Here is a 25,514-nt window from a genome sequence, read left to right as displayed (position 1 = left end):
AGCGGGCTGTGTCCGGTGCACACCGGACACAGCCCGCTCTTTGCTTGCAGACGGTATCGATGCGATCGCTTCGTGGATACGATGCGTTCGGGATGGCGCATTCAACTGGCAACACCTCTGAGTTGGGGAGGCGAGGGCCATGCGAACGGTGAGCCGCACCGGACTGGTGAGCGCGGGTCTGGGACTGGGCGCGGTCGGCGGGTTCGTCGGCAGTCTGCTCAGGGAACGGAGCGCTCTGACAGCCGCTCGCGACGCTGCGGGCGAAGGAAGCGAGGAACAGCCTTCATGGGGCGTCGGCTCGTACCGCTCACGCTGGACAACCTTCAGGACCTTCCCAAGCGCTGTCGCGCGTGTGTCTTCTGGGAACTGGATCCCGTCAGCGGGGAAGCCGCACTGAAGGCAGGAACACCCGCGCTGGAGAAGGAAGCGTGGATCTCGGCCGTTCTCCTCGACTGGGGTTCCTGCGGCCGTGTCGTCTACGTCGACGACAATCCAGTGGGGTTCGTGCTCTACGCCCCTCCGGATTACGTCCCCCGGTCCACGGCGTTCCCGACGAGTCCCGTCTCGCCCGACGCGGTGCAGCTGATGACCGCCTTCATCATGCCGGACTACCAGGGGCAGGGACTGGGGCGCGTGATGGTGCAGACGGTCGCCAAGGATCTTTTGCGGCGGGGCTTCAAGGCGATCGAGGCGTTCGGGGACGCCCGCTGGAAGGAGACGGCCTGCGTCCTGCCCGCCGACCATCTGCTGGCCGTGGGCTTCAAGACGGTGCGACCACATCCTGTGCATCCCCGGCTTCGTCTGGAGCTGCGGACGACCCTCTCCTGGAAGGAAGACGTGGAGCTGGCGCTTGACCGTCTCCTGGGGGCAGTACAGAAGGATCCGGTGCTTCGGCCGCTCTAGGGGCTGATGTACGCGAGTGGGCCGGCCCTTTCGGACCGGCCCACTGGATGTTTCACGTGAAACATCGGCTACTGCGTCGCCTACTAGGCGATGAAGTCCTCAAGGTCACGCACGATCGCGGCCTTCGGCTTGGCGCCGACGATGGTCTTGGCGACCTCGCCGCCCTGGTAGACGTTCAGGGTCGGGATGGACATCACGCCGTACTTGGCGGCGATACCCGGGTTCTCGTCGATGTTGAGCTTGACGACCTCGATCTTGTCGCCGTACTCGGCGGCGATCGCTTCGAGCGACGGCGCGATCTGGCGGCACGGTCCGCACCAGGCGGCCCAGAAGTCGACCAGGACAGGCTTGTCGTTCTTGAGGACGTCCTCGTCGAAGGAATCGTCGGTCACGTTCTTCAGGGTGCCGGCCACAGGGGGCTCCTTAACTCGATGCTGCGGTGGGGCGGACGGGGGGTCAGACAGAGGTTTTCTCGGGCTCGGCCTGCTCCTCGTTGTCCGCCAGAGCGGCGAGGAACCGCTCGGCGTCCAGAGCGGAGGAACAGCCGGTGCCGGACGCGGTGATCGCCTGGCGGTAGGTGTGGTCGACCACGTCACCGGCCCCGAAGACCCCGCTGAGGTTGGTTCGCGTCGAGGGCGCGTCGACCTTCAGGTAGCCCTCTTCGTCGAGGTCCAGCTGCCCCTTGAAGAGTTCGGTACGCGGGTCGTGACCGATCGCGATGAACAGGCCCGTCACGGCCAGGTCGGACAGCTCGCCGGTCTTGAGGTTCCGCAGCTTCAGCGAGGCGAGCTTCGGGTCGCCCTGGATCTCGGCGACCTCGCTGTCCCAGATGAAGCGGATCTTCGGGTCGGCGAAGGCGCGCTCCTGCATCGCCTTGGAGGCGCGCAGGGTGTCCCGGCGGTGGACGATCGTCACCGACTTGGCGAAGCGGGAGAGGAAGGTCGCCTCCTCCATCGCGGTGTCGCCGCCGCCGATCACGGCGATGTCCTGGTCCTTGAAGAAGAAGCCGTCGCACGTCGCGCACCAGGACACGCCGCGGCCGGACAGGGCGTCCTCGTTCGGCAGTCCGAGCTTGCGGTGCTGCGAACCTGTGGCGACGATGACGGCCTTCGCCTTGTGCACGACGCCCGCGGTGTCCGTGACGGTCTTGATGTCACCCGTCAGATCCACGGCGATGATGTCGTCCGCGACGAGCTCGGCGCCGAAGCGCTCGGACTGGGCACGCATGTTGTCCATGAGATCGGGACCCATGATCCCGTCCTGGAAGCCGGGGAAGTTCTCCACCTCGGTGGTGTTCATGAGCGCACCACCGGCTGTCACGGCGCCCTCGAAGACCAACGGCTTCAGCGACGCGCGTGCGGTATAGAGCGCCGCCGTGTAGCCGGCGGGCCCGGAGCCGATGATGATCACGTTTCGGACGTCGCTCACGGCGTGTTTCCTCGTTTCTGGACGGCTTCGTACGACCGGTGGGAGCCTCTCTCAGAACTCTCACCCCACCCAACGGATCCTACGGGGCCCGCATTCCCGCTGTGTCCGGGCACACAGGGGCGCCACTCGGCAGGGGATGCCGCAGGAGGGAGGAGCCGAGGCGTCCGCGCTCAGGAACGCGCGTAGGACTGCTTCAGCAGAACTTCTCCGGGAGAGGGCGATGACTGCTTCGCACAGGCCGAGTCGACGACGTAGGCGGTGACGCGGGTGGTGTCGCCTGCTGCGGGCAACACGACGAGATACGCGTCGGTTCCGTCGTAGGTGCCGCGTTTGACGCCGAGGACGGACGCATCGGTGCGTCCGATGCCCTTCATGACGCAGTCCGGGGCCGACGTCGGATCGACCTTGAGGGTGTCCTCGTGTGTGTCGGTCGGCGGGTCACTGGGGTAGATCTGGATGCCGACCGACGGCCCCCCACTGCGGGTGCTCTTCTTGCCGCCCTGGCCCTTGAGGAGTTCGGCGACCTGGTTCTCGACCTTCTGCCCGGAGAACGTGCTCGCAGCCTCGTGTTGTTTGTTGTCGTCGCCGAGAGACGACACCAGCAGGGAGCCGAGCCCCAGGGCGGCGGCGGTGAAGACGGTGCTCAGGACGATGGTCCGGCGTCGCCCGCGTCGCACACGGTCCTTCCGACCCGGTCCGGTGGCCGCGTGAGCGTGGCCCGTGGGACGGTCCGAAAGCCGTTCGACGGCGGGCGATGTTTCACGTGAAACATGCGTGCCCTCGGTCTCGCCGGAGACGGCGCCGGCGGCGCCGACCGATACCGGGGTGTTCAGCGGGGCCTCGGCGGCGAGCGCGGCGTCGATACGGTCGGCGATGTCGTCGGGCATGTGCACAGGGCTGGGCATCGTGCCGAGGAGGCCGCGGACCTCCTCCAGAGAGGCGTACACGTCGGCGCAGAGAACACACTCGTCCAGATGCCGTTGTACGTCTGCTGTCCGGGACGGTGTGAGCAGGCCTTCGGTGAGGTCGGAGATCTCCGTGACGTCCGGGTGTCCGGCCGTGTCGGTCGTGGATGTCACGCTCGCCCACCTCCGCCCTTCACAGCAGCTGAATCGCTTGGTCCTGCATCCGTCGGTCCCGCTGCGGGTGGGACGGATGTCCCCTCCGCCCGGTTCCGTCCGTCCTCCGATTCCTTGCCGGCACCGGTGTTTTCCGGCCGCAGATGGGTGAGGAGCGGGAGCAGTCTGGCTCTTCCTCGGGCGCAGCGGCTCTTCACCGTCCCCGTGGGCACGTCGAGGACGCGGGCTGCCTCCGCGACCGGGTAGCCCTGCATGTCCACCAGGACGAGGGCGGCGCGCTGATCGGGCGGGAGGGTGCCGAGCGCCTCGATGAGCTGGCGGTGCAGATCCTTGCGCTCGGCCGGGGCCGACGCCGACTCGTGCGGTTCGAGCAGCTGCTCCAGCCGTTCTGTGTCGTCGACCGGTGAGGTCTTGCGGGAGGCGGCCTTGCGGGCACGGTCGAGACAGGCGTTCACCGTGATGCGGTGCAGCCAGGTCGTGACGGCCGACTGGCCCCGGAAGGTGTGGGCGGCCCGGTAGGCGGAGACGAGGGCGTCCTGGACGGCGTCAGCGGCCTCCTCGCGGTCCCCCAGCGTCCGCAGGGCCACTGCCCAGAGCCGGTCACGATGCCGACGCACGATCTCACCGAAGGCGTCGGGGTCACCGTCGACATGGCGGGCGAGGAGGTCCTGATCGCTCACTCCGTCGAACGCGGTGCCTTCCGCCATGGGCCCCCTTCCTTTCGGTGGATCGTCAGCCGGTGAACTTGAGGTCCGTTATGGCCTGTTTGAAGCCCGCGTTGCTGAACGAGTCACCGGATGCGTACGGCAGGGCGGTGAACCAGACCAGCACGTACTGGCTCTTCACGGGCTTGGCGACCGTGACCTTGGCGGTGGTCTCCTTGGTTGTCACCGTACCGAGCTTCGTCATCGAGGTCAGAGGGACCGACGAACTCGATGAATCCGTCGCGTACAGCGTGACCGTGGTGTGGTCCCCGCCGAAGAGGAGCCCTATCGAAGCGGCTGAGACCTCTTTGGCCGAGCCGAAGTCGTAGACGATGCCCACGCCGGGCTTGTACGCCGGGTTCATGTCCGGACCGTCGGTGTAGCTCGCGGTGCGCCAGTACGTCGAGCTGTCGTTGTCGTACGTCTTGTCCACGTCCCCGGGGTGCTGGGCCTTGCCCTTGGCGACGTACTCCTCCGCACCCTGGATCTTCAGCGTGGTGACCGGCTTCGCCTTGTCGGTGTTCTTGTCGTTGTCGTCCGGTGTCTGGGTCTGCTTGGTGTCGTCGGAGCCGCTGCGGTCGATGAGCGCGTCAGCGAGCTGCCAGCTCCCCAGACCGAGGGCGGCGATCAGCAACGCGGACACAGCCCATTTCAGGGCCTTGCCGGTGCGGCTCTGCAGCGGGGGCGGTGGGGTGGGCAGGGGCTGGGTGAGGCCCGGGCGGGGGGCCTGACGGCCGTACGAGCCCTGCTGGTAGGTCGTGCGCTGGTAGTCGGGCGGGGCCGTGAACACCGGCTCAGGCGGGCGGATGCGGGGCATCTCGCCGATCGCCTTGACCAGTTCTTCGGGCGTCGTGCACGCGGACTCGTGGCGTGAGGCGGTGGCGCCGTCGTTGGCGAGCGCGCGCATCGCGAGTTCCGACAGCCCGCGGTGGACTCCGGCACGCACCTGGTCGGGCGCGATGAGACCGACGCCCTTGGGCAGCCCGGACAGGCCGTACGCGTCGTTCTCGTACGGCCAGCGCTGGGTGAGCGAGGCGTACAGCAGGGCGCCGATCGCCTCCGTGTCGGCGCGCTGCGGGGTGTCCGAAGTGATGCCGCGCAGGGCGGCGTTGACCGCGAGACCGCGGATGCGCCACTGACCGGACGAACTGCGCAGGATGGTGCCCGGAGTCAGGCGCAGATGCGCTAGGCCCTCCCGGTGGGCGGCTGCCATGGCGGAGGCGATCTGGCTGACCATCTGGTACGCGTCGTGCGCCTCCAGTGGACCGGCGGCCAGGAGGGCGGTCAGCTCCGTCGCGTCGGGCAGCCACTCGTGGACGACGTACACGAGGTCGTTCTCCTCGACGGCGTCGAGGACCTGCACGAAGCGGGGGTCGCCGAGCAGTGCCGAGGAGCGGGCCGCGGCCAGTACGGAACGCGCCCGTGAGTGGTCCGCGGGCAGGATGTGCACGCCGACGGCGCGACGCAGCTTCTCGTCTACCGCGCGCCAGCTGCTGAATCCGTCCAGTCGGGTGACGCACTCCTCCAGGCGGTAGCGCCTGGCGAGTTTGTGACCGCTGTGCAGTTCGGGCGGTGAGGCCTTTCCGGGACTCTCGGTCCCGCCGCTCCCCTGTGCCTCGTCGTTGTCCGTGTCCCGCTCCCGGTTCTGGGCCACGCCGTCGGCCGTGGACTCGTCCGCCTTCGCGGTCAGCGGCTCGTCGCCGCTGTTGTCTGCCACGTCGACGGCAGCCGTGCTCCGTTCCGCCACCGTCGCTCCTGCCTCCCCATCCTTTGCGAGCTCTCCGACGCCAAACCCAATTGTGCCCACAGTCCACCACTCTGCACGACACGCGGTAGCGGACGATGGTTGTGCGCTTTCCCTCGACTCATCGCCCCAGTCGCCCGCGCACCATACCCACCAGCGAGTTCAGTTCTTCAATGCGCATACGGCGGGCGGCGACGTAGAAGACGACGAGCAGGACGGCACCGCCACCGAGCAGGGAGGCGAAGGAACCGCCGACGCCCTGGCCCAGAGTGTGGCCGATGCCGTAGCAGGCCGCGCCGCTGAGGAGCGCGGCCGGTACCGAGGCGATGCCCAGCCGGGCGTACGTCCGCAGGACACGGGTGCCGTCGAGGTCGCCGCCGAGGCGCTTGCGCAGCCGGTTCCAGGCGACGCCCACACCGATCGCGTACGCGAGGCCGTACGAGGCGGCCATGCCGACCACGGCCCAGCGGGCAGGCAGCACGAAAAAGCAGAGGGCGGAGGCCGTCGCGTTGACGGCGGCCACGATCACCGTGTTGTAGAAGGGCGTGCGGGTGTCCTCGTACGCGTAGAACGCGCGCAGGACGACGTACTGCACGGAGTAGGGGATCAGGCCCAGGGCGAAGGCCATCAGCATGAAGCCCATGTTGGTGGCCTCGGTGGTGCCCGAGGAGCCGAAGATCAGGGTGCACATCGGGATGCCGAGGGCCACGAAGCCGAAGGCGATGGGCACGATCGCGACGGCGGTGGTGCGCAGTCCCTGGGAGATGTCGTCGCGGACCGCACCCGCGTCGCCCTCATGTGCCGAGCGGGCCAGCCGCGGCAGCAGCGCGGCCATCAGGGAGACGGTGATGATGGCCTGGGGCAGGCCCCAGACGAGCTGGGCGTTGGCGTAGGCCGCGAAGCCGGTTCCCTGGATCTTCGGGTTCTCGCCGGCGGCGGCGGTGGCCAGCTGGGTGACGACGAGGGCGCCCGCCTGGTTCGCGAGGACGAACAGGATCGTCCACTTGGCGAGCATCGCCGCCTTGCCGAGGCCGTGGCCCTTCCAGTCGAAGCGCAGCCGCATCCTGAAGCCGGTCTCGCGCAGATACGGGATCATCGCGAGGGCCTGGACGACGAGGCCGAGCAGTACGCCGATGCCGAGGAGCCGCTGGCCTTCCGGCGGGATGGTGGTGACCTTCATGCCGGAGTCGGCCGCGCTGCCGTAGACCCAGATGAACATGCCGAGGGTCACGATGATGACGACGTTGTTCAGGACCGGCGTCCACATCATCGCGCCGAACTTGCCGCGCGCGTTGAGGATCTGCCCCATCACGACGTGGATGCCCATGAAGAAGATGGTCGGCAGGAAGTAGCGGGTGAAGGTGACGGCGACCTCGTTGGCCGCCGGATCGTTGGCGATCTTCACCGACAGGGCGCGTACCAGCAGGGGAGCCGCGAAGACCGCGAGTGCGGTGAGTGTGCCGAGGGCCACCATGACGAGGGTGAGCAGGCGGTTCGCGTACGCCTCGCCTCCGTCGTCGTCCTCCTTCATGGCGCGCACGAGCTGCGGGACGAAGACGGAGTTGAGGCCGCCGCCCACGGTCAGGATGTAGATCATGGTGGGCAGCTGATAGGCGACCTGGAAGGAGTCGCCCAGCATGCCGAGGCCGAGCGCCGACACGATCAGCGCCGAGCGGACGAAGCCGGTGAGGCGGGAGACCATCGTGCCCGCCGCCATGACGGCGCTCGACTTCAGGAGGCCTGCGGCCCGACTGCCCTTCTTGGGGGCCGCCGGTGCCGTGGCGGGGGCGGGTGTCGCCTGGGGGGTGAGCTGCATCGTGGCGTCGGCAGCCGGGACCTGGGCCCGTGGGGCGCCATGGCCAGGGGCGGGCGATGGGGACGGGCCCGGTACCACCGGAGGCTCCACCGGCCCCTGCCCGCCGCCCTGCTGCTGGTCCCGGAAGAGATGCGCGAAGGCGTCCGGCTCGTGCCGCTGCTCCCCGGCCTGGGAGACCAGGGCGTCGACGCCCACGTACTGGGTGGTGCGGGCATCGTCGCCGTACGGCAGGTACTGCGTGGCTCCGTCCGGCTCGGGGGCCGGGGTCCGGGCCCACACGCTCGGGTCGGGGGCGTACGGCGCCTGCGCGGGCTGTCCGTAGAGCGGGGCCGGCTGCTGGTACGTGCCGGGGGCCGGCGGGGGGTGCGCGGCGCGGTCGTAGAGCGCCTCGGCCACCGGGTCCTGGGCGGAAAGGTCCTGGGCCCGGTACGGGTCCTGGGTGTATGCGTCCTGGAGGTACACGTCCGCGGGGGACTGCGCCGGTACCTGGCCGTCCTCGGGCGGCGGACCCTCGGGGGAGCCCGAGTCGCCCGCGCCCTGACCGCGGTCACCGTCGTACGGCGCGTTCATGGTTACCCCACCTCATCGTTCACCGGGCCCACCGGCCACGACATCGCTCAACGGTCCACTCTCTCACCCGTCCCGGACGGGCCGGCGCTTTCCGGTGCGGTGTTCGGCGTCGGGTCACTCGGCTGCTCCGGGGCGTCTGCCCCCACCGCTGCGTCCGACTCCCCCTGAGGACGGCTCTCGTCGTCCTCGTGGTTCTCGTCGGCACCGGCGTTCTCATCCGTGCTCTCGTCCCCGTGCCCGTTGCCGGACTCCTGGGCGCGCCGGGCCGCGGCGCGCTTGCGCTGTGTGTACATGCGCAGACCGGCGAGTACGAGCAGCAGGAAGCCGCCGCCGATGACCAGCATCGCCATGGCCGTGAACTCGGTGACCCGCACGTCGAAGGCGACAGCCGGGCCGTACTTCTGGCCGTCCTTCGTGTACAGCTGGGCGATCACGGTGATCGGGCCGTTGGCGTTGGACGACGTGGTGAACTTCACCGACTGGCTGTGCCCGCCGGAGACCGCGATGTCCTGTTCCTGGTAGTCGTCGTCTCCGATCTTGAGCCGGGTCGGGTTCGTCGAGGTCACCCGCAGTACGAGGTTGTCGACGGGCTGGACCAGGTTGTTCTGGACGGTCACCGGGATGGTGGCGCTGCCGCCGGAGAGCTTCGTCTCCGACTTCTTGATCAGCCTGACCTGGTCGGTCAGCTCGTCGAGGTGCCGCTCCACGCCCCGGCGGAAGCTGTCCGCCTCGCGGGACCGACCGCGCCAGGACGTGGCCATCTCACGGTTGATGGCTCGTCCGAAGGGGGTCTCCACGCGGGTCTCGTCAGTAAGGATGATCTTGAAGTTGTCGAGCTTGTCCTGCGTGGTCGCGATCTGGGCGAAGGCCGACCGGGGCAGCTGCTGCTTGCGCAGTGTGGCGGGGTACGAGGACACCGAGGGCACCTTCGTGGTGGCGCCCGGGTCCGGCTTCGTGTCGGCGGTCGCGGTGAGTTCCTGCGGCTGGGACCAGTTCGAGTCCTGGAGGGCCGTGATCGCCTTCTCCATGGTCTGGGCCTGGCTCGCGGTCGGCATGCGCTGCGGGGCGACGACGATGGTGCGCTGCTTGTCGGTCTGGAGGGTGGTCGTCAGACTCGTGGCGAGGAACTTCTGTACCGCGAGCGTGGCGCTGCCGGCACTTGTCATGTCGCCCTGGAAGGCCGCGGACAGCCGCGTGTCCGCGACGACAGCGGTGGTGCCCCCGCCGATGGGGCGCGCCGCGGAGGGCGTGTACGGCAGGTCGCCGGTCTCCTTGAGGCTGTCGCTGCGCGCGATCACCTTGTCCGCGCCCGTCGAGGTGGCGATCTTGACGATCGACGGGTCGACGGCACCGTTCACCGGCCACGCGAAGTCGGTGCTCGGCGTGATGTGGAGGATCGTCTCCACGGTGCCGACGGCAACGTCCGTGGCGCTCTTGAGATGGCTCAGCGTGCCGGTGACGTTCTTGCCGTTGTGCGCGATGGAGGCGAGGTCGGGATCGCCGAAGGGGAGGGCGACGACTTCCTTGCCCTCGACCGCGTCCTGGAGTTGGTTGAGCCACTGCTTGGCGACCGCCTGACCGGTGCCGGGGGTGCTACCGGTGCCGTCGGCGCCCTGGATGCCGTAGCCGCCGGCCATCGCGTCGACAGAGGCCAGCAGGTCGGGGTCGATCACCCAGGTGACGTCGAGTTCCTTGCCCAGGGAGAGCATCTGCTCCAGGCGTCCGCCCGGGGAGATCTCCGCGGCGAGGTCGTCGTTGAGGAAGACGGGCGTCTGCTGCTCGCCCGGGCCCGTCTCCGCCGTCATGTGGACCGTGGAGATCAACGGCCACAGATACGTCGTCCGGGTCCTCGTGTCCGCCTCCTCGGGCTGCCACGGCAGGAACGTCCGCTTGATTCCCAGCACCTGCTCGTACGGTGCCGCGGATGTCTCGCCGGACAGGGAGACGCCGAGCTCGTAGACGCCGTCCTGGCCGAGGTCCAGCTTGTCGACCGGAACGGAGATGGTGAAGGGCTGGGCGACGCCCGGAGTGAGCTTCGAGAACTTCTCGACGTACTTGCCGCCGACCTCCGTCCCGTCGGCGCCGGATACGTAGTCGGTGCGCGCGGCGACGTCGTCGATCCCCGAGCGGGTGGTCAGCAGCTGCCCCACGCGCAGGTCCACGTGGGCGTCCGTGACCGCCCGCTTGCCCTTGTTGGTGACCGTGCCGGAGACGGTCACCGTGTCCCCGTCCGTCGGGGCGCTGGGAGTGAGCGAATCGATGGAGACGACGACTGGATCGGACCCTGCGGCATACGCGGGTTGTCCGGTGGGTAGTTGGAGCAGACCGGCCAGCAGGGGCGCCCCCGTGAGCAGCACTCCGGCTCGCCGGAACCACCGGCGCGCGAGAGAGGGAGTCAGCCCCGGGAAGTCTGCCGCCTCGGCCACGCGTTCGCCCGTCCCTCGTCGTCAGTGGTCGTCGGAATGTGCGTCCACGCATGGTAACGATGCGCGCTGAGGGGAAGTGCCGCGGACTGCTCCACAAGATCGTGGAACCTCCGTCGGCTGTCCTCTATGTGCGTGTATCGATGGAGGAGTCCCCGGCCAAGTGCGTGGACGTTTTATGAAGGCGCGGGCTGTGGCCCGGGCCACGTACCCTTTTCTGTTGTGCCGAACGCCAACGAAGACAATGCCAGTGCCCTGAGCCAGGTGCAGCACCACGCGGTGAGTGAGCTGCTGCGGGTGGCCCCGGTCGCCGACGACCTTGCCCGCCGATTCCAGGAAGCCGGGTTCTCGCTTGCCCTGGTCGGCGGCTCCGTCCGGGACGCGCTGCTGGACCGGCTCGGCAACGACCTGGACTTCACGACCGACGCCCGCCCCGAGGACGTGCTGAAGATCGTCCGGCCCTGGGCGGACGCCGTGTGGGAGGTTGGGATCGCCTTCGGCACGGTCGGGGCTCAGAAGGACGGCTTCCAGATCGAGGTGACGACCTACCGGTCGGAGGCGTACGACAGGACCTCGCGCAAGCCCGAGGTGTCGTACGGCGACTCCATCGAGGACGACCTCGTCCGGCGCGACTTCACGGTGAACGCGATGGCCGTGGCACTGCCGGAGAAGGTGTTCATCGATCCGTACGGCGGACGTGAGGATCTGGCAAGGCGGGTGCTGCGCACGCCGGGCACGCCTGAGGAGTCCTTCTCGGACGACCCGTTGCGGATGATGCGGGCCGCGCGGTTCGCCGCCCAGCTGGACTTCGAGGTGGCACCCGAGGTCGTCACCGCGATGACCGACATGTCCGGCCGCATCGAGATCGTCTCGGCGGAGCGGGTACGGGACGAGCTGAACAAGCTGATCCTGTCCGCGCACCCGCGCAAGGGCCTGGCGCTGCTGGTGGACACCGGTCTTGCCGAGCACGTACTGCCCGAGCTGCCGGCCCTGCGCCTGGAGCGCGACGAGCACCATCGGCACAAGGACGTCTACGAGCACACGCTGATCGTCCTGGAGCAGGCGATCGAGCTGGAGCAGGACGGTCCCGACCTCGTTCTCCGCCTCGCCGCGCTGCTGCACGACATCGGCAAGCCGCGCACTCGGCGCTTCGAGGAGGACGGGCGAGTCTCGTTCCACCACCACGAGGTGGTCGGGGCGAAGATGACTAAGAAGCGGATGACGGCGCTCAAGTACTCCAACGACCTGGTGAAGGACGTCTCGCGTCTCGTCGAACTCCACCTGCGCTTCCACGGGTACGGCACCGGAGAGTGGACGGACTCGGCGGTCCGCCGCTATGTCCGGGACGGGGGCCCTCTCCTCGACCGTCTCCATAAGCTGACCCGCTCCGACTGCACCACGCGGAACAAGCGCAGGGCCACGGCACTTTCGCGCGCGTACGACGGCCTGGAGGAACGCATCGCCCACCTCCAGGAGCAGGAGGAGCTGGACTCCATCCGTCCCGACCTCGACGGTAACCAGATCATGGAGATCCTGGGCGTCGGGCCCGGTCCGGCGATCGGGCAGGCGTACAAGTTCCTCCTGGAACTGCGGCTGGAGAACGGGCCGATGGAGCGGGAGTCGGCCGTGGCGGCACTCAAGGAGTGGTGGGCAGAGCAGGGGTGAGGCGTGAAACGGCGCGATGTTTCACGTGAAACATCGGGTTCTGTCGACGATCTTGTGATCCGGACGGTTGAACGGGTCGTGCCGACTGTTCGCGATCATGCATCGCGTGCTCTCGTGATGTGCTCTTGGAGCTGTTTCCGCACCTGTCCGCGCTGCTGATCGAGGAGGTCGAACGACGGCCGGAAAAGGTGGTGTTGAGGACGCGGGTGCGGGCCACGACTGGGGCCTGCCGGTGCGGCCAGAGGTCGGCTCGGGTGCACGGTCGGTACGTACGGAGGTTGCGCGATGTCGCCGTTGGCGGGCTCGGCGTGGTGATCGAGTTGTGCGTGCGCCGATTCCGCTGCGAGAACCCTGACTGCACAGCGGTGACGTTCGCCGAACAGATCGCGGGGCTGACCACCCCGCACAGTCGCTACAGCCCGCTGCTGCGTGGGGTGTTAACGCGGGTCGGGCTGGCGCTGGCCGGCAGGGCAGGAGTCCGACTCGCGGCCGCGGCCGGTATCACCGTGGGCAAGGACACGCTGCTGCGGCTGGTCAGAGCCCTGCCCGACCCGGAGATCGGCGAGGTGGAGGTACTCGGTGTCGACGACTTCGCCTTCCGTAAAGGCCGCCACTACGGCACTGTGCTCATCGACATGGCCACCCACCGTCCACTGCACCTCTACGACGGACGTGAGGGAGAGGATCTGACCGCCTGGCTCCGCGGTCACCCTGAGGTGAAGGTCATCTGCCGTGACCGTTCCGGCGGATACGCGGAAGGTGCACGGGTCGGGGCACCGCAGGCCGAGCAGGTCGCTGATCGCTATCACCTGTGGGCCAACCTCGGACAGGCGGTCGAGAAGTCGGTGAACGCCCATCGTTCCCGCCTGAGCGAACCAGTTCCCGCAACTGACGGTAACTCCGATGCCCTGGAGGCGGAGCCCGAGGAGGTCCAGCCATCGACGGAGCTGAAGATCGTGACGCGGTTGCGTGAGCAGCATGCCGCCGCCCACGAACTGTGGGAGAAGGGCATGTCCAAGGCGGCGATCGGCCGGAAACTCGGGCTGCACCAGGCCACCGTCCGCAAGCTGGTCAACGCCCGCTCCGCGGACGAAGTCGTCGCCAAGAGCCTGCAACGGGCGCATATCGTCGATCCGTACGTCGGCCACCTGCACCGGCGCTGGAACGAAGGTGTCAGAAACGCCGCCCAGCTCTACCGCGAGATCCAGCAACTGGGCTATCCCGGTGGCGAGTTAGCCGTCCAGCGTCATCTGCGGCGCTACCGAACCGGGCGCGGACATGCACCCGTCCCCGGCCCCAAGCCGCCATCGGTCCGCGAGGTCACCTCCTGGATCATGACCCACCCCGAGCACCTCCGGGACGAGGACGCCGACAAGCTCCACCGCCTACGCAAACGAGATCCCGAGCTCGACCGGCTCACCCTCCACGTCAGGAAGTTCGCCGCGATGATGACCGGACGCCACGGCGACCGCCTCGAAGACTGGATCACCAACGCTGAGCAAGACACACTAACCCCGCTCGCAGGCTTCGCCCGCAACCTCCGCCGCGACTTCGACGCCGTCCGCAACGGACTGTCCCTGCCCCACAGTTCCGGCGCCGTCGAGGGCAACATCAACCGGCTGAAGATGCTGAAACGCCAGATGTTCGGCCGGGCCAGCCTCGATCTCCTACGCAAACGCGTCCTACTCGCACGGTGAGTCTGAACTGTCCGGATCACAAAATCGTCGACAGAACCAAACATCGCGCCGGAACAGACAGCGGGCGGTGTTTCACGTGAAACACCGCCCGCTGTGCGTATGTGCTGTGTCTTGCTCAGACTTCCTTGAGGCAGAGCACGACGTCGTGGCTGCTGCCCTGCTGGTAGTAGGCGATCGTCGACTCAGTGACGGCCTCGCACTTGTCGGCGTCGCTGGTGTTGTCGAACTTCTGGACAACCTTGTACTGGGCGTCGCTGGAGGTGCAGCCGACCTCGTTGAGGTCGGGGTTCGTCTCCGTGCCGTCGTTGTGCATGCAGGCGCCCACGGACGTCGTCTCCGCGTCACTCTGGCCGAAGTACCACTTGCCACCGGCGATGGCTATCGCGACGACGATGAACACGCCTATGCGCAGCAGCTTCTTGCTGAAGCGGTTGGCCGGCGCGGGCGGCGGGACCGGAACTCCCTGGAACGGGGCACCCTGGTGCGGCGGGTACGGCTGGGGTGCCGTCGGCTCGGTGGGAACAGGGGCGTTCGGGTTCTGGTCCTGTGGCGGAGTGGTCACTTCGGGGGTCCCCCTTGGGTATGGGCGTGCTTGGCGTGAAGTAAGACGCACGTAAATTACCGGGACCCACTGACAACTCTGTACCTCAGAGTGACTCTGTGGCCTTCATGTGACACTTACCGACGTTCAAAGCGGGCCATAGTCATAGCAATTACCCCGTAGATAACGGCGATCGTGACCAAGAGGGGCACCGAGCGGCCGTCGGAGGGCAGCATCAGGGCTGCCACCCCGGCCGCGCCGACGAAGGCGACGTTGAACAGCACGTCGTAGACGGAGAAGATCCGACCGCGGAAGCCGTCGTCGACCGCGGACTGGACGATGGTGTCCGTGGCGATCTTCGAACCCTGCGTGACGAGGCCGAGGACGAACGCCGCGATGAGCATGGGCACCTCGGCGAACGCCAGGCCCAGCCCGGGCACCAGGACTGCCGCCGCTCCGGCGCACACCACGATCCAGCCGCCGGGACCGAGCCGTCCGGCCGCCGCCGGTGTCATCACGGCCGCGACGAAGAAACCCGCCCCGGAGATGCCCACCGCGAGGCCCAGCAGGGCCAGCCCGTCGTCGGAGCCGTCCGACCAGGCGTACCGGCAGAGCATCAGCACCATGACTGTCAGGGCGCCGTAGCAGAACCGCATCAGCGTCATGGCGGCCAGCGACCAGGCCGCCTCCCGGCGCCCGGGTGCGGCAAGGTGCCGTACGCCTGCCGCCAGGCCGCGCGCGGTGCCGGTGAGCGCAGCCCTCAGCCGGGGCTGCACCAACTCGGGTTCGGGGCCGAGCAGTTCCCGGTCGAGGCGGAGGGAGCCGAGTGACGCGCAGAGGTAGAGGGCCGCACCCAGGAGGACCACCGCGGCGTCCGAGTCGGAGGCGACGATTCGGACGACGAAGGCGAGTCCGCCGCCTGCCGTGGCAGCGAGAGTGCCGGCCGTCGGGGAGAGCGAGTTGGCGATCACCAGCCGCTCGTCGTCGACCACGCGCGGCAGCGACGCCGAGAGCCCGGCCAGGACGAAACGGTTGACGGCGGTGACGCAGAGGGCGGAGACATAGAAGAGCCAGTCGGGGACATGGCTCAGCATCAGGACCGCCGTCACGCATGCCAGCAGGGCGCGCAGCAGGTTGCCGTACAGGAAGACCTGGCGGCGTCGCCAGCGGTCCAGCAGGACGCCCGCGAAAGGGCCCACCAGGGAGTACGGCAGGAGCAGAACCGCCATCGCGGAGGCGATCGCGGCCGGTGAGGTCTGTTTCTCCGGCGAGAAGACGACGTACGCGGCGAGTGCGACCTGAAAGACGCCGTCGGCGCACTGGGAGAGCAGCCGTACGGCGAGCAGGCGCCGGAAGTTGCTCAGGCGCAGGAGTACCCGCAGGTCACGCACGACAGCCATGGGGCACAGCCTCACATACGAGGAGGGTCCCCGGGCGGATGACCCGGGGACCCTCGACGGGCAGGAGCGACAAGCCTGTTGGGGCTTGACCGGCGCTGGACTCCTCTCAGCGCTCGACTTCGCCCTTGATGAACTTCTCGACGTTCTCCCGTGCCTCGTCGTCGTAGTACTGGACCGGCGGGGACTTCATGAAGTAGCTCGACGCGGAGAGGATCGGGCCGCCGATGCCGCGGTCCTTGGCGATCTTCGCGGCACGCACGGCGTCGATGATGACGCCGGCGGAGTTCGGGGAGTCCCAGACCTCCAGCTTGTACTCCAGGTTCAGCGGGACGTCGCCGAACGCACGGCCTTCCAGACGGACGTACGCCCACTTGCGGTCGTCGAGCCACGCCACGTAGTCCGACGGACCGATGTGGACGTTGTCGGCGCCCAGCTCGCGGTCGCGGATCTGGGAGGTGACGGCCTGCGTCTTGGAGATCTTCTTGGACTCCAGGCGCTCGCGCTCAAGCATGTTCTTGAAGTCCATGTTGCCGCCGACGTTCAGCTGCATCGTGCGGTCCAGAACCACGCCCCGGTCCTCGAACAGCTTCGCCATCACACGGTGCGTGATCGTGGCGCCGACCTGCGACTTGATGTCGTCGCCGACGATCGGGACGCCCGCCTCGGTGAACTTGTCCGCCCACTCCTTGGTGCCGGCGATGAAGACCGGGAGGGCGTTGACGAAGGCGACCTTGGCGTCGATGGCGCACTGGGCGTAGAACTTCGCCGCGGCCTCGGAACCCACGGGGAGGTAGCAGACGAGGACGTCGACCTGCTTGTCCTTGAGGACCTGGACGATGTCGACCGGGTCCTGGTCGGACTCCTCGATGGTCTCGCGGTAGTACTTGCCGAGCCCGTCGAGGGTGTGGCCGCGCTGGACCGTCACACCCGTGGAGGGGACGTCGCAGATCTTGATGGTGTTGTTCTCGGAGGCGCCGATGGCGTCCGCGAGATCGAGACCGACCTTCTTCGCGTCTACGTCGAACGCGGCGACGAACTCCACGTCACGGACGTGGTACTCCCCGAACTGCACATGCATGAGTCCCGGGACCCTGGCCGCCGGATCGGCGTCCTTGTAGTACTCGACTCCCTGTACCAGTGACGCGGCGCAGTTGCCCACGCCGACGACGGCTACGCGAATGGAACCCATTCGGTTGCTCCCTGTGTGTACGAGTGAGGACCTGAGAGGCCCTCACGTGGCGGTGTCGTCGGACGGACCGGTCCGGGAGTCGTCCTCCCGGGACCGGGGCAGGCCGCCCGGCGCTCCAGATGTGGTGTCCTGCGAGTCGGGTTCCCCGGAAACGGCACCTTTGAGGTCCCGCCCGGCCCGCTCGCTCTCGATGAGCTCGTTCAGCCAGCGCACTTCGCGCTCCACGGACTCCATTCCGTGGCGCTGGAGCTCAAGGGTGTAGTCGTCGAGGCGCTCCCGGGTACGCGCCAGCGAGGCGCCCATTTTCTCCAGACGCTCCTCCAGCCGGCCTCGGCGGCCCTCGAGCACGCGCATGCGTACATCGCGGGACGTCTGACCGAAGAAGGCGAAACGAGCGGCGAAGTGCTCGTCCTCGTACGCGTCCGGGCCCGTCTGTGAGAGCAGCTCCTCGAAGTGCTCCTTACCTTCCGCCGTCAACCGATAGACGATCTTGGCGCGGCGACCTGTGAGCTGAGCGGCGAGCGCGTCCTCGGGCGCACTGCCGGGCTCCTCGATCAACCAGCCGTTAACGACCAGCGTCTTGAGGCAGGGATAGAGCGTGCCGTAGCTGAAGGCGCGGAACACACCCAGTGACGTATTGAGTCGTTTGCGCAGCTCATAGCCGTGCATCGGTGACTCGCGGAGCAGGCCGAGGACAGCGAACTCGAGGATCCCGGCACGCCGGCTCATCGTCGCCTCCCCTCTCCCACGGTCCCACCGTGACGGTCTCCGGCACTGTTTATGCCGAGCTGATGTATCGACTCGATACATCTAGACGATAGAACGGCCCTGCGGATGCGACAAGAGGGGATGTCGTGAACGGGATCACATCACCGATTCGTAGGAAGCAAGTTGCCTGGTTTGGGGTGAACTTCGGGGCTAGACAGGTTTTGACGGTGCGTAGTCTGTGCGCCATGCAGTCCACCGGGAACCGAGTGACGTTTGGGGACGTCGTCGTGCTTGGTGCGGTACGGATGAATGCGAACACGGCCGCATCCGTACTTTGGGGGGACCGGAAACCAGCCGCCGTTTCCAGGCGCGCACGGGTGCGCCTGCCCAAGGAGTAATCGTTCGATGAGCGAGCACCGTCGCAAACCGCCGCAGCCGCAGGGAGGCGGACGTGCCGCGGCCCGACGCGGCCAGTCCGGCCCGTCCTCCGGCCGCCGCGCGGCACCGCGAGGCGCAACCGAGTCTCCTTCCGATTCCTATGGATCGGATTCCTATGGGTTGGGTCCCTACGGAACGGAAGACGACGAGCGCCAGTCCGGAGGACGTGCCGAATCCCGGCGCGCCTCGCAGAGAAGTACTGGCGGGCGTCGCAGAGGGCCCGAGGGCGGCGGACGCCGCGGGGGTCCCAACGGCCCGAACGGGCCCGGACGCGGCAGAGGCCGTGCGGCCGGCCCGCCACCCAAGAAGCGCTTCATCGACTACCCGCGCGCGGGGAAGTACGGAGCGGTGCGCTGGATTCCGTCGTGGCGGCAGGTGACGGGACTGTTCATCGGCTTCGTCGGCAGCCTGGTGGCGGTGGCCGGCATCGGCTACGCCCTGGTGGGCGTGCCGGATGTCGCGAAGGCCGCCAATGCCCAGAACAACGTCTACTACTGGGCCGACGGCAGCCAGATGGTGGCGACCGGCGGCGAGACGAACCGCCAGATCATCGGTTACGAGCAGATTCCCCCGGCGATGCGGTACGCCGTGATGTCGGCCGAGAACAAGACGTTCGAGACCGACAGCGGTGTCGACCCGATGGGTATCGCCCGGGCTCTGTTCAACATGGCCAAGGGCGGTCAGACACAGGGTGGTTCGACGATCACCCAGCAGTACGTGAAGAACGCCCGCCTGGACGACCAGTCGCAGACGCTCACGAGGAAGTTCAAGGAGCTGTTCATCTCCATCAAGGTCGGCACCAACGTCGACAAGAGGGAGATCATGGCCGGCTACCTGAACACCGCCTACTACGGCCGTGACTCCTACGGGATGCAGGCAGCCGCACGCGCGTACTTCAACAAGAACGCCAAGGACCTGGACCCCAGTGAGTGTGCCTTCCTGGCCGCGGTGCTGAAGGGCGCCACGTACTACGACCCGGCCGGCGCGCCGTCCGTAGACCCCGCGAACGCCACCCAGGCCAAGAACACCAAACGGGCCGTGGAGCGCTGGAAGTGGATCCTCGACGAGGAGGTCAAGGACGGGCGCATGACCGCGGCCGAGCGTGCCAAGTACACGACCTTCCCGAAGATGCAGAACCCGCGTTCCAACACCGCGCTGGGCGGACAGATCGGCTATCTCGTCGACCTGGCCAAGGGCTACCTCATCAACAACACCGACAAGACCGGGATCACCGCCGACCAACTGCAGCAGGGCGGCTACTCGATCTACACGACCTTCGACAAGAAGAAGGTCCAGGCGCTGGAGAAGGCGGTCACCAAGGTCCGGAAGGCGAACATCAAGCCCGACGAGCGCCCCAAGACCGACAAGTACGTTCAGTTCGGCGGGGCATCCGTCGACCCGACGACGGGCGCGATCAAGGCCGTCTACGGCGGTGAGGACGCTACCAAGCACTTCACCAACAACGCCGACACGACGGGTGCCCAGGTCGGTTCGACGTTCAAGACGTTCGTACTCGCCGCCGCGATGAAGTGGGGCGTCCGGGATCCGGATCTGGAAGCGACACAGGCGCAGGACGAGCGGACCCAGGTCTCCCCGGACAGCATCTACAGCGGCAAGAACAAGCTGAAGATCAAGAACTACGACGACACCATCTGGAAGGACAAGGACGACAAGGAGTGGCTGCAGCGCAACGACGGCGACGAGTCGTACAACGCGCCCAGCTTCCGGATCGACCTGCGTGAGGCGATGCGGGTCTCCGCCAACTCCGCCTATGTCCAGCTCGGCATGGATGTGGGTCTGGACAAGGTCAGGGAGTCCGCCACCGACGCCGGCCTTCTCGACAGCAGTCTGGCCAGCGCCGACTTCCCGTCGTTCTCGATCGGTACCTCGGACCCGAGCGCGATCCGCATGGCAGGCGCCTACGCGACCTTCGCGGCCAGCGGCAAGCAGAACACCCCGTACTCGGTCGAGACGGTCACCAGTAAGGACGGCACGGTCTTCGAGCACGAGAAGATCGCCAACGCCAAGCAGATGTTCACCGCCCAGGTCGCCGACAACGTCACCGACGTCCTCAAGACCGTGGTCGACGAAGGAACGGGTACGGCGGCGCAGCTGACCGGCCGCGAGGTGGCCGGCAAGACCGGTACCACCGACGGCAACAAGTCGGCCTGGTTCGTCGGCTACACCCCGCAGCTGTCCACCGCGATCAGCATGTTCCGGATGGACGACGACGAGACCAACAAGAACCGCGAGTTCCTGGAGATGTACGGCACGGGCGGCCAGGAGAAGATCCACGGTGCCTCGTTCCCGGCCGAGATCTGGCACGACTACATGGAACAGGCACTCAAGGGCACGCCGTCGAAGGACTTCCCGACCCCCGAGCCCTACGGCGAGGTCGTCGACGAGGACCCGCTGCCGAGCCCGACGCCTTCTGTCACCGAGTCGGAGGAAGCGCCGCCGACGCCGAGCCCGACGCCCACCGAGGAAGAGGTCGAGCCCTCCCCCTCGCCGTCACCGAGCGAGACCTGCGGCACCTTCGACGTCACCTGCCAGGACACCGGAGGGACCGATACGGGCGGCACGGACGAAGGCTCTACCGACGGCGGAGTGACATCCAGTCCGACACCCACGGAGAGCGACAACGAAAGCAACGGCAACGCGAACGGCAACGGTGGCAATAGCGGAGGCATCTTCGGCTGACCGAGCGGTTGGCCGAAGCGGCGCCCGGTTTGGGTGTTTCACGTGAAACACCGATCCGATTCACGCTGTTTCACGTGAAACATGGGGCCGTCGCACCGACCAGGTGCGACGGCCCTCGGCGTATTCCTAGGCGCGTACGGCAGGATGTGGCCCATGCCCAGTGCAGAGACGACGCAAGCGAGCGTGCGCGAGCCGGACCCGGTACGGCCGACCAGGGACGACGAGATCGCCGTGGCCGGCAGTGAGCTGATCGGCGGCCCCATCGGACGGCGTGCCCTGCTGGGGACGTCCTGGTGGACACCGGTACGAGTGGTCGCGCTCGTGGCGATCGGCATGTTCGCCCTCGGGCTGGTCCAGAAGGCGCCCTGCTACAACGGCGGCTGGTTCTTCGGCGCCAGCACGCAGTACACGCACGCCTGCTACTCCGACATTCCGCACCTCTATCAGGGACGCGGATTCGCCGACGGACTCGTGCCGTACTTCGACAAGCTCTCCGGCGACATGGAGTACCTCGAATACCCGGTGCTGACCGGCGTGTTCATGGAGGTCGCCGCCTGGCTCACGCCCGGCAGCGGGACCATCCAGCACCAGGAGCAGTGGTACTGGTTCGTCAACGCCGGAATGCTGATGGTGTGCGCGGCGATCATCGTCGTATGCGTCTCACGCACGCACGCGCGGCGCCCCTGGGACGGTCTGCTGGTCGCTCTGGCGCCCGCCTTCGCGCTCACCGCCACGATCAACTGGGACCTGCTGGCGGTCGCCCTGACGGCCGCCGCGATGTTGATGTGGTCCCGTGGCCGGCCGCTCGCCTTCGGTGTCCTGCTGGGGCTCGCCACGGCCGCCAAGCTCTATCCCTTCCTGCTGCTGGGCCCACTGCTCCTGCTGTGCTGGCGAGCGGCCAAGTGGCGGCCGTTCGGCAAGGCGCTCGGAGGAGCTGTCGTCGCCTGGCTCGCGGTGAACCTTCCGGTGATGTACTTCGCCTTCGACGGCTGGTCGAAGTTCTACACGTTCAGCCAGGAACGGGGCGTCGACTTCGGTTCCTTCTGGCTGGTCATCGCCCAGCGCTTCGACTATCCGTTCAGCACCGAGACCGTCAACACCTTCGCGATGCTGCTGATGCTGGCGTCGGCCGCGGGCATCGCGGCACTCACACTGACCGCCCCGCGCCGGCCGCGCTTCGCCCAGCTGGTCTTCCTGATCGTCGCGGCCTTCATCCTCACCAACAAGGTCTACTCACCCCAGTACGTCCTGTGGCTGGTCCCCCTCGCCGTTCTGGCCCGCCCGAAATGGCGGGACTTCCTGATCTGGCAGGCGTGCGAGGTCGCGTACTTCCTGGGTATCTGGATGTACCTCGCCTACACGACCAGCGGTGACGCCCACAAGGGCCTGCCCACCGAGGGCTACCAATTCGTCATCGGCGTTCACCTGGTGGGCACGCTGTACCTCTGCGCCGTGATCGTCAGGGACATCCTCATGCCGGAACGGGACGTGGTGCGCAGGGCCGGTGACGACGATCCGTCGGGAGGCGTGCTCGACGGCGCGCAGGACGTCTTCGTACTCGGCCCAGCGGCCCATCCGCCGCGGCACGCCGCGCACTTCGACGGGCCGCAGGTGGAGTGGGGCAGCCAGCGGGGGCAGGAGGACGACGAGCGTTCGCTCTGAGCGAACACGGCTTGGAGGCGCCATGTGAAAGGCCGTACACGGACTCCGTGTACGGCCTTTCAGGCAATCTGCGCCAGACGGGTCAGCGGTCGACGATCCGGTCGAACTGCGTGGTGGTGTGGCGCAGATGGGCCACCAGTTCCTCGCCGACCTTCGGCTCCCGGGCGTCCGCCGAGGGCACGAAGAGGATCGAGACCTGCATGTGCGGCGGCTCGGCGAACCAGCGCTGCTTGCCGTCCCAGACGAACGGGGCGAGATTCCGGTTGACCGTGGCGAGGCCGGCGCGGGCGACGCCCTTGGCGCGCGGCATGACGCCGTGCAGGGCCTTGGGGGCCTCCAGACCCACCCCGTGCGACGTACCGCCCGCCACGACCACCAGATAGCCGTCCGAGGCCGCTTTCTGCTGCCGGTAGCCGAAGCGGTCGCCCTTGGCCACGTGAGTGACGTCCAGGACCGCGCCGCGGTACTCCGTGGCCTCGTGGTCCCCCAGCCACAGCCGGGTGCCGATACGGGCGCGGAAGCGGGTCTGCGGGAACTGCTGCTGAAGTCGCGCGAGGTCCTCTGCCTTGAGGTGGCTGACGAACATGGTGTGCAGGGGCAGCCTGGCCGCGCGCAGTCGGTCCATCCAGCCGATGACCTCCTCCACGGCGTCCGAGCCGTCGGTGCGGTCCAGCGGCAGGTGGATCGCGAAGCCTTCGAGGCGCACGTCCTCTATGGCGGCGTGCAGCTGGGGCAGATCCTGCTCGGTCACACCGTGACGCTTCATGGAGGACATGACCTCGATGACGACACGGGCTCCGACGAGGCCGTGCACCCCGTCCACCGACGACACCGAGCGGATGACGCGATCGGGCAGCGGCACGGGCTCCTCGCCCCGCCTGAAGGGCGTCAGCACCAGGAGGTCCCCGCTGAACCAGTCCTTGGTCCGCGCGGCCTCGTACGTCGTTCCGACGGCCAGGATGTCCGCGCCCAGCCGCGTGGCCTCCTCGGCCAGCCGCTCGTGCCCGAAGCCGTAGCCGTTGCCCTTGCAGACCGGGACGAGCCCCGGGAACTGCTCGGACACGTGCTTGTGGTGCGCACGCCAGCGCGCGGTGTCGACGTAGAGCGTGAGCGCCATGGCCGGGACCTGGAACCTTCCTCGTGGTTGTGGTGAATCAGAGGTGCGAACGGGAAAACCGGTACATCAGCGGCGCGACATGTAGATGTCGAGCGCCTTGTGGAGCAGCTTGTTGAGCGGGAAGTCCCACTCACCGAGGTACTCGGCAGCTTGCCCGCCCGTACCGACCTTGAACTGGATCAGACCGAAGAGGTGGTCCGTCTCGTCCAGCGAGTCGGAGATGCCGCGCAGGTCGTAGACCGTGGCGCCCAGTGCGTAGGCGTCGCGAAGCATCCGCCACTGCATGGCGTTCGAGGGCCGGAACTCCCGCCCGATGTTGTCCGAGGCGCCGTAGGAGTACCAGACGTGCCCGCCGACGATCAGCATCGTCGCGGCCGACAGGTTCACTCCGTTGTGGCGGGCGAAGTAGAGCCGCATCCGGTTGGGGTCCTCGGTGTTGAGGGCCGTCCACATGCGCTGGAAGTACGACAGCGGGCGGGGCCGGAAGTGGTCGCGCACCGCTGTGATCTCGTACAGCCGCTGCCACTCCTCCAGGTCTTGGTAGCCGCCCTGGACGACCTCGACACCGGACTTCTCGGCCTTCTTGATGTTGCGGCGCCACAGCTGGTTGAAGTTCTGGTGGACCTCTTCCAGCGAACGGTTCGCGAGCGGCACCTGGTAGACGTAGCGAGGCTGTACGTCGCCGAAGCCGGCCCCGCCGTCCTCGCCCTGCTGCCAGCCCATGCGGCGCAGCTTGTCGGCGACCTCGAAGGCGCGCGGCTCGATGAAGTCGGCCTCGATGTCGCGCAGCCGCTTCACGTCCGGGCTCTGGATGCCCGCCTTGATGGACGCGGCCTCCCAGCGGCGGATGATCACCGGCGGGCCCATCTTCACGGAGAAGGCGCCCTGCTGCTTGAGATGCGCCAGCATCGGCTGGATCCAGTCGTCAAGATTCGGCGTGAACCAGTTGATGACCGGGCCTTCGGGCAGATAGGCGAGATACCGCTTGATCTTGGGCAGCTGGCGGTACAGCACCAGACCGGCACCGACGATCTCGCCCGTCCGGTCGTCGAACCACCCGAGGTTCTCGGAGCGCCACTCCGCCTTGACATCTGCCCAGGCCGGAACCTGCATGTGGCTCGCCGACGGCAGGCTCTGGATGTACGCCAGATGCTGCTCACGGCTGATCGTCCTCAGGGTCAGGCTCATTCCGGGCGCTCCTCGGGCTGGTGTGTCCCCATGGGTACAGGGGCTCCGGCTCTCGCGCCGAAGCCTACTGCGCCCTGCGAGCGCCTCGTCTGGCCGTATGGCACCTATGCCCCGGCCTTGCCTCGGCCGGGGCACCGGGGGCTGGCCCGCGTCAGCCGATCACGCCACCGAAGAGGCCGCCGTGCGCCATGCCGAGGAAGAATCCGACCGCTGCGGCGCCGAGGCCCAGGATCAGTCCGAAGCGTTCGCGGGTCGTCTCGGAGACGAACTGTCCGTACGCGCCGGTGAGGATCCCCACCAGGCCGGTCCAGGAGCTGAGCAGATGCAGGCTGTGGAACATCGCCGTGACGAAGGCGGTCACTCCGAGCACCAGCGTCACGGCGAGCAGGCTGTCCTGGAGCGGATGGGGCTTGCCGTCGGTGGCGAAGAGAGATCCGGCGGTGTTGGGTCGCAATGCCTGTGCCATGTGGCACCTCCTGCGGAAGGCGGCGCATCGTAGCGCCATACACACCCGATGTGTACAGACTGACGGTGACCGGGGC

Annotated in this window: 19 protein-coding genes; 5 read left to right on the top strand and 14 right to left on the bottom strand. The window is 67.8% G+C overall.

Going from position 1 to position 25,514, the window contains the following annotated elements; translation table 11 throughout:
• Positions 1–285: 285 nt before the first annotated feature.
• On the top strand, positions 286–903 hold the full coding sequence (locus OG595_RS20905; RefSeq protein ID WP_329274016.1) for a GNAT family N-acetyltransferase: 618 nt from the start codon (positions 286–288) through the stop codon (positions 901–903).
• 83 nt (positions 904–986) lie between these two features.
• On the opposite strand, the gene trxA is transcribed toward OG595_RS20905, so the two are convergent.
• The 7 genes from trxA to OG595_RS20870 form a co-directional block, all read right to left on the bottom strand.
• The gene (trxA, locus tag OG595_RS20900) at positions 987–1,316 is read right to left on the bottom strand and encodes a thioredoxin (protein ID WP_329274014.1); all 330 of its coding nucleotides are present in this window, start codon (positions 1,314–1,316) and stop codon (positions 987–989) included.
• Positions 1,317–1,359: 43 nt separating this feature from the next.
• Positions 1,360–2,331, bottom strand: a complete 972-nt coding sequence (gene trxB, locus OG595_RS20895; protein WP_329274010.1) for a thioredoxin-disulfide reductase — start codon at positions 2,329–2,331, stop codon at positions 1,360–1,362.
• A 170-nt stretch (positions 2,332–2,501) separates the two neighbouring features.
• Positions 2,502–3,410 (bottom strand): anti-sigma factor family protein, encoded by a 909-nt coding sequence (locus OG595_RS20890; RefSeq protein WP_329274007.1) that lies wholly within the window; start codon positions 3,408–3,410, stop codon positions 2,502–2,504.
• Positions 3,407–4,117, bottom strand: coding sequence for an RNA polymerase sigma factor SigM (gene sigM, locus OG595_RS20885; protein ID WP_329274005.1), 711 nt, complete (start codon positions 4,115–4,117; stop codon positions 3,407–3,409). Before sigM ends, OG595_RS20890 begins: the two co-directional genes overlap by 4 nt.
• Positions 4,118–4,142: 25 nt before the next feature.
• Positions 4,143–5,861: a protein kinase family protein gene (locus OG595_RS20880; protein WP_329274003.1), complete on the bottom strand. Its 1,719-nt coding sequence runs from the start codon at positions 5,859–5,861 to the stop codon at positions 4,143–4,145.
• 118 nt (positions 5,862–5,979) lie between these two features.
• Positions 5,980–8,244 (bottom strand): murein biosynthesis integral membrane protein MurJ, encoded by a 2,265-nt coding sequence (gene murJ / locus OG595_RS20875; RefSeq protein WP_329274001.1) that lies wholly within the window; start codon positions 8,242–8,244, stop codon positions 5,980–5,982.
• A 47-nt stretch (positions 8,245–8,291) separates the two neighbouring features.
• Positions 8,292–10,670 carry a DUF6049 family protein gene (locus tag OG595_RS20870; protein WP_329274000.1) on the bottom strand — a complete coding sequence of 793 codons (2,379 nt, stop codon included), beginning with the start codon at positions 10,668–10,670 and terminating at the stop codon, positions 8,292–8,294.
• Positions 10,671–10,889: 219 nt separating this feature from the next.
• On the opposite strand from OG595_RS20870, the gene OG595_RS20865 reads away from it, so the two are divergent.
• Positions 10,890–12,332, top strand: coding sequence for a CCA tRNA nucleotidyltransferase (locus tag OG595_RS20865; protein ID WP_329273999.1), 1,443 nt, complete (start codon positions 10,890–10,892; stop codon positions 12,330–12,332).
• A 119-nt stretch (positions 12,333–12,451) separates the two neighbouring features.
• Positions 12,452–14,029, top strand: coding sequence for an ISL3 family transposase (locus OG595_RS20860; protein WP_329273997.1), 1,578 nt, complete (start codon positions 12,452–12,454; stop codon positions 14,027–14,029).
• A gap of 115 nt (positions 14,030–14,144) precedes the next feature.
• Here the strand turns inward: OG595_RS20860 and OG595_RS20855 are convergent, their stop codons facing one another.
• The 4 genes from OG595_RS20855 to OG595_RS20840 form a co-directional block, all read right to left on the bottom strand.
• The gene (locus OG595_RS20855; RefSeq protein ID WP_329273995.1) at positions 14,145–14,591 is read right to left on the bottom strand and encodes an LppU/SCO3897 family protein; all 447 of its coding nucleotides are present in this window, start codon (positions 14,589–14,591) and stop codon (positions 14,145–14,147) included.
• Between the two features lie 116 nt (positions 14,592–14,707).
• Positions 14,708–15,970: an MFS transporter gene (locus OG595_RS20850; protein ID WP_329273994.1), complete on the bottom strand. Its 1,263-nt coding sequence runs from the start codon at positions 15,968–15,970 to the stop codon at positions 14,708–14,710.
• Positions 15,971–16,076: 106 nt separating this feature from the next.
• Entirely contained in the window at positions 16,077–17,159 is a 1,083-nt protein-coding gene (locus tag OG595_RS20845; RefSeq protein ID WP_329273993.1) for an inositol-3-phosphate synthase, read from the bottom strand.
• A 42-nt stretch (positions 17,160–17,201) separates the two neighbouring features.
• Complete coding sequence (locus OG595_RS20840) at positions 17,202–17,888, bottom strand: PadR family transcriptional regulator (RefSeq protein ID WP_329273991.1); 687 nt, start codon at positions 17,886–17,888, stop codon at positions 17,202–17,204.
• 384 nt (positions 17,889–18,272) lie between these two features.
• Between OG595_RS20840 and OG595_RS20835 the strand changes: the two genes are divergently transcribed.
• A complete protein-coding gene (locus OG595_RS20835) occupies positions 18,273–21,005 on the top strand; it encodes a transglycosylase domain-containing protein (RefSeq protein WP_329273990.1) in 2,733 nt (910 codons plus the stop codon).
• Positions 21,006–21,158: 153 nt separating this feature from the next.
• Positions 21,159–22,667: a glycosyltransferase family 87 protein gene (locus OG595_RS20830; protein WP_329273988.1), complete on the top strand. Its 1,509-nt coding sequence runs from the start codon at positions 21,159–21,161 to the stop codon at positions 22,665–22,667.
• 82 nt (positions 22,668–22,749) lie between these two features.
• On the opposite strand, the gene OG595_RS20825 is transcribed toward OG595_RS20830, so the two are convergent.
• The 3 genes from OG595_RS20825 to OG595_RS20815 all read right to left on the bottom strand — a co-directional run bounded on the left by OG595_RS20825 (position 22,750) and on the right by OG595_RS20815 (position 25,438).
• A complete protein-coding gene (locus OG595_RS20825) occupies positions 22,750–23,784 on the bottom strand; it encodes an alanine racemase (RefSeq protein ID WP_329273987.1) in 1,035 nt (344 codons plus the stop codon).
• A 66-nt stretch (positions 23,785–23,850) separates the two neighbouring features.
• Complete coding sequence (gene femX / locus OG595_RS20820; RefSeq protein WP_329273986.1) at positions 23,851–24,972, bottom strand: peptidoglycan bridge formation glycyltransferase FemX; 1,122 nt, start codon at positions 24,970–24,972, stop codon at positions 23,851–23,853.
• A 151-nt stretch (positions 24,973–25,123) separates the two neighbouring features.
• On the bottom strand, positions 25,124–25,438 hold the full coding sequence (locus OG595_RS20815; RefSeq protein WP_105970260.1) for a hypothetical protein: 315 nt from the start codon (positions 25,436–25,438) through the stop codon (positions 25,124–25,126).
• Positions 25,439–25,514: the final 76 nt, after the last annotated feature.

Source organism: Streptomyces sp. NBC_01451 (assembly GCF_036227485.1).
Classification (GTDB): Bacteria; Actinomycetota; Actinomycetes; order Streptomycetales; family Streptomycetaceae; genus Streptomyces.
This window is presented reverse-complemented; position numbering and strand designations above follow the sequence as displayed.

Bases quoted from the DNA above. Each gene is read 5' to 3' on its own strand.
- OG595_RS20905 (WP_329274016.1), top strand. From the start codon at position 286: ATGGGGCGTCGGCTCGTACCGCTCACGCTGGACAACCTTCAGGACCTT.
- sigM (WP_329274005.1), bottom strand. From the start codon at position 4,117: ATGGCGGAAGGCACCGCGTTCGACGGAGTGAGCGATCAGGACCTCCTC.
- murJ (WP_329274001.1), bottom strand. From the start codon at position 8,244: ATGAACGCGCCGTACGACGGTGACCGCGGTCAGGGCGCGGGCGACTCG.
- OG595_RS20850 (WP_329273994.1), bottom strand. From the start codon at position 15,970: ATGGCTGTCGTGCGTGACCTGCGGGTACTCCTGCGCCTGAGCAACTTC.
- OG595_RS20845 (WP_329273993.1), bottom strand. From the start codon at position 17,159: ATGGGTTCCATTCGCGTAGCCGTCGTCGGCGTGGGCAACTGCGCCGCG.
- OG595_RS20840 (WP_329273991.1), bottom strand. From the start codon at position 17,888: ATGAGCCGGCGTGCCGGGATCCTCGAGTTCGCTGTCCTCGGCCTGCTC.
- OG595_RS20835 (WP_329273990.1), top strand. From the start codon at position 18,273: ATGAGCGAGCACCGTCGCAAACCGCCGCAGCCGCAGGGAGGCGGACGT.
- OG595_RS20830 (WP_329273988.1), top strand. From the start codon at position 21,159: ATGCCCAGTGCAGAGACGACGCAAGCGAGCGTGCGCGAGCCGGACCCG.
- OG595_RS20825 (WP_329273987.1), bottom strand. From the start codon at position 23,784: ATGGCGCTCACGCTCTACGTCGACACCGCGCGCTGGCGTGCGCACCAC.
- femX (WP_329273986.1), bottom strand. From the start codon at position 24,972: ATGAGCCTGACCCTGAGGACGATCAGCCGTGAGCAGCATCTGGCGTAC.
- OG595_RS20815 (WP_105970260.1), bottom strand. From the start codon at position 25,438: ATGGCACAGGCATTGCGACCCAACACCGCCGGATCTCTCTTCGCCACC.